The organism is Halomonas sp. (assembly GCF_041689495.1).
In the GTDB taxonomy this organism is placed as follows: domain Bacteria; phylum Pseudomonadota; class Gammaproteobacteria; order Pseudomonadales; family Halomonadaceae; genus Halomonas.
On sequence record NZ_JBDNGD010000490.1, the window covers coordinates 1 to 3571 of the forward strand.

Genomic DNA, 3571 nt, shown 5'->3' on the forward strand with positions numbered 1-3571 from the left:
CTCAAGTTCAATATTCGTATCTCCACGCCGCCGCCCAACACCAACCATGCGCCCGGCCTGATGTCCACTTACGTCTTCAGCCTGAAACCGGGTGACAAGGTGACCGTGATGGGGCCCTTCGGCGAGTTCTTCGCCAAGGACACCGATGCCGAGATGGTCTTCATCGGTGGTGGCGCGGGCATGGCGCCTATGCGCAGTCACATCTTCGACCAGCTCAAGCGCCTGGAATCCAAGCGCAAGATCACTTTCTGGTATGGTGCACGCTCCTGGCGTGAGACTTTCTATAATGATGAATACGACAAGCTGGCCGAGGAGTCCCCCAACTTCGAGTGGCACCTGGCGCTCTCCGACCCACAGCCCGAGGACAACTGGGAAGGGCCGACCGGCTTCATCCACAACGTTCTCTACGAGAACTATCTCAAGGACCACCCGGCCCCCGAGGACTGCGAGTACTACATGTGCGGGCCGCCCATGATGAACGCCTCCGTGATCAAGCTGCTGATCGATTTGGGCGTGGAGCCAGAGAACATCATTCTTGACGACTTCGGCGGATGATGACTCCCGCTTTCGGGTAACCCTTGTGTTCCCGTACTCTCCGGGCCGACCCTCGTGTCGGCCCTCTTGCTTTCACCCTCACGGCTCACCGGCCCCGGACCGCGCATTTGGTCTGCCAGTGATGGTGAGAGGCCGGAGAGGTGTGAGGCAGAAGGCGTGGAAAAGTAATGAGAGAAGCGTGACGGCTGACGTTCTATGGATAGTCCGGTCCCTATCGATGTCTAATGAACGAGGGTTGGACACGCATCAATCGCATACCGCCCAGGGCAAGAGGCTTGCCTCGAAGCGGATGTCTCACTGAAGGAGAAGATCTCATGGCACTCTGGCTCTTGGTACTGGGCTTCATGTTGTTGATCATGGCAGGGATGGCCGTGGGCGTGATCATGGGTCGGCGCCCCATCGCCGGGTCCTGCGGTGGGCTGAATCAGCTCGGCATGAAGGAAGGTTGCGAGATCTGTGGCGGCAAGGACGAGGTCTGCGAGGAAGAAGGTCGCAAGTCCAGCGGTAGTGCTCGCCGTCGCAGTGACGAAAATCGCGGTGCCGACCTGGGCTACAACGCCGTTCGGCGTTAAGCAGGCAGGCAGGGCATGACGGGTCGTCATGGCGCGGCTACCGCGACGGTAGCCGCGGCGATCTCATTTTCATTGCTTATGAAGACCTCATCAGCCCCAGATAGCAGGGCGGTGAGCTGGGCTCATGGTCAGTGGCATCCTCTTCATGGAGTGCCTCGAGGATGGCCTCGCGAAGCAAGGGCAGATGAGACGTCTGGATGTCACGGCTCGCGGTCAGCAGGATGAGCCGACCGCGGCGTGCGTAACGCATCAGCGGAAACAGGTTTTCCGGGGCATCCCCCAGTTCCCGCCGATAGCGGTCAGCGAAGCTGTCATGACTGATGGCCTGCTGGTGATATTGTCGGCGCAGTCCCGGAGTGGGCGAGGCATCCCGATACCAGTCGGTGAGGTCCAGGCTGTCTCGTCGCTTGCCGCGTGGCCATAGCCGATCCACCAGGACCCTGGCCCCATCATCCTTCTCGACGGGCCTGTAGAGGCGTTTCAACTGGATGTCATAGGTCATGGGGTGCTCCTCAGGATGTCACCTCGAGACTTTCCAATGCCTTCCTGGCTCGGTCCTGCCAGTCACCGGGTGATTCTGCGGCACGTTCCAGTGCCGCACGTGCCTCAGTTACATCGCCATGGTCACGAAGCATCAACCCCAGGTTGAGCCAGCCGGCGGCCAGGTCCGGTCGCCGTTTCACGGCAATACGATAGGCCTCTATGGCTGCTTGCGGATCGCCCGTCGCCTGCCGAGCGTTGCCCAGGGCGAAGTGTCCCATGGCCGAGCCCGGGAAGCGTTCGACCAGCGATTCCCAGGCCGGAAGCGAGGCAGAGGCGCCTTGTACACGTTCAAAGTCGGCAATGGCCTCCATGGCGTCGGGCCCGGCGACGGATTCGGGCAGTGTCTCGCCCGGCGTCAACGCCACGAAGCCCCAGCGGTTGCTGCGTGCCCAGGTGGCGTCGAATCGGCGGAAGGATTCGATCCGTCTCGGTTCCATGCCACTGTGCAGTATCAGGTCTTCTGCATCCAGGTCGTAACCGATGGCCACGGCATAGTGCCAGACGGGCCAGGCAGGAAGAGACAGGTTCTGCATCACCACCACGGGGTGATCGGCATCGATCTCGGTGAGAAGGGCGTCGAAGGTCGCGGCTATCTGAAAGGGGATACGGCCGTGGCGTCGGACCGTGGCGAGCATCTCGGGTTGGACACTACCCTCACGCCCCGGCAGGAAAACCTGAGGGATCAGGTTGTCGACATTGATGTCCACGCCCCCGGCATTGAGCACCATGGCCAGTGAGGCCGGACCGCACTGGTAATCACGCTGACCATGGAAGGGGATGTCATCGAGCAGCACCTGGCGGGACAGCTGTCTTTCGGTGGTCTCCGCAAGCCGCGGTGTGGTGGCACAGCCGGCCAGGGTGAAGGTCAGCAGCACCAAGGCGAGAACGCCCGCAAGGCGGGCGTTCAAGGCGGCGTGGCGCTGCCGCGGACGGCAAGTGATCATGGCATTCCCCGGATCAGCGGGTGAAGGGGAAGACGTTGGTCAGCCCCAGAATGTCAGTCACCAGCAGGATGATGAAGACGGCGAACAAGGCCCCGACCACGCTGGCACCGGCCGGTAGCTGTTCCAGCTTGTCGGCCATGTCGGCGGCTTCCTGATCCGAGAGTGCTGCCACACGGGCCTCAACCTCGGCAGGGTCGACGCCCTGGGTCAGGAGCTGCTGCTGAACATCGTCCCGGGCGAGAACCTCGTGGATACGCTCTCGATCGGACAGGTAGCGGTCCGCCGACAGGGCCTCATGGGTACTGACGAGGTCACTACCGGCCTGGGGGGCCGCGGCGACGGGCAAGCTGGCCAGCACAAGGCAGGCAATGAGGAGTGGACTGAGGTAGCGGTAGATCTTCTTCATGAGGGTGATCCTTCTTTTTTGGATGGACTTCCGGCTCCGCATTTGCGCCACACGTCTCGTCCTGGCGATATCGCGGTCACGATGTCACAACGGCGATGCATTGCCAGTATAGACAGAAATGCCATGAATTTTCATGCCCTTGTCAGCGCAATTCCATGCCAGGGCATTCGAGTGTCTTTTCTTCATACGGCCAGGATGGATGACGATCAGCCAATCCGGTAGGAAGACGGCATCTCGGCCAGCAGGCCACGGCCACCGGCGAGGGTGAGGGACAGGTCATGTAGGCCGTCCTTTACCGGCAGTGCGGCGGCACCCTTGATCGCCAGGTCCAGACGCTGGGCAAACAGCAGCAGCTTGTGCAGACGCTTCATGGGCAGGCGATTCAGTGCCTGCTGGTAAGCCGGGCGACGTTTCTCGAAGATGGCCGGTTTCTGAGCCTTGCAGGCGTGTTCGAAGCTCTGGCCCTGGTCGAGATGCTGATGCAGTGACAGCAGGGTGCGCAGTTCCCGGGTCAGTGCCCAGAGGATGAGAGTGGCTTCGACTCCCTCTCC

5 protein-coding genes and 1 pseudogene are annotated in these 3571 nt (G+C 61.6%); 2 read left to right on the forward strand and 4 right to left on the reverse strand.

Annotated features, from left to right (window positions below; genetic code table 11):
* Both nqrF and nqrM read left to right on the forward strand, forming a co-directional pair.
* Window positions 1–555: NADH:ubiquinone reductase (Na(+)-transporting) subunit F (gene nqrF / locus ACESMD_RS14690; protein WP_372614435.1), on the forward strand; the 555-nt coding region annotated here is incomplete at its 5' end.
* 314 nt (window positions 556–869) lie between these two features.
* A complete protein-coding gene (gene nqrM, locus ACESMD_RS14695; RefSeq protein ID WP_372614437.1) occupies window positions 870–1127 on the forward strand; it encodes a (Na+)-NQR maturation NqrM in 258 nt (85 codons plus the stop codon).
* Between the two features lie 76 nt (window positions 1128–1203).
* Here nqrM and ACESMD_RS14700 read toward each other — a convergent pair whose 3' ends face one another.
* From ACESMD_RS14700 to ACESMD_RS14715, 4 genes and pseudogenes are all read right to left on the reverse strand, one after another.
* Window positions 1204–1629, reverse strand: a complete 426-nt coding sequence (locus ACESMD_RS14700; RefSeq protein WP_372614439.1) for a DUF488 domain-containing protein — start codon at window positions 1627–1629, stop codon at window positions 1204–1206.
* Window positions 1630–1639: 10 nt separating this feature from the next.
* A complete protein-coding gene (locus tag ACESMD_RS14705; protein ID WP_372614441.1) occupies window positions 1640–2614 on the reverse strand; it encodes a PA2778 family cysteine peptidase in 975 nt (324 codons plus the stop codon).
* Between the two features lie 13 nt (window positions 2615–2627).
* Window positions 2628–3020 (reverse strand): PA2779 family protein, encoded by a 393-nt coding sequence (locus ACESMD_RS14710; RefSeq protein ID WP_372614443.1) that lies wholly within the window; start codon window positions 3018–3020, stop codon window positions 2628–2630.
* Between the two features lie 206 nt (window positions 3021–3226).
* Window positions 3227–3571 (reverse strand): annotated as a pseudogene (locus ACESMD_RS14715) (DNA polymerase III subunit delta); the annotation flags it as partial.

Coding starts and splice junctions, on each gene's coding strand:
- ACESMD_RS14710 (WP_372614443.1), bottom strand. CDS start 3,020: ATGAAGAAGATCTACCGCTACCTCAGTCCACTCCTCATTGCCTGCCTT.
- ACESMD_RS14700 (WP_372614439.1), bottom strand. CDS start 1,629: ATGACCTATGACATCCAGTTGAAACGCCTCTACAGGCCCGTCGAGAAG.
- nqrM (WP_372614437.1), top strand. CDS start 870: ATGGCACTCTGGCTCTTGGTACTGGGCTTCATGTTGTTGATCATGGCA.
- ACESMD_RS14705 (WP_372614441.1), bottom strand. CDS start 2,614: ATGATCACTTGCCGTCCGCGGCAGCGCCACGCCGCCTTGAACGCCCGC.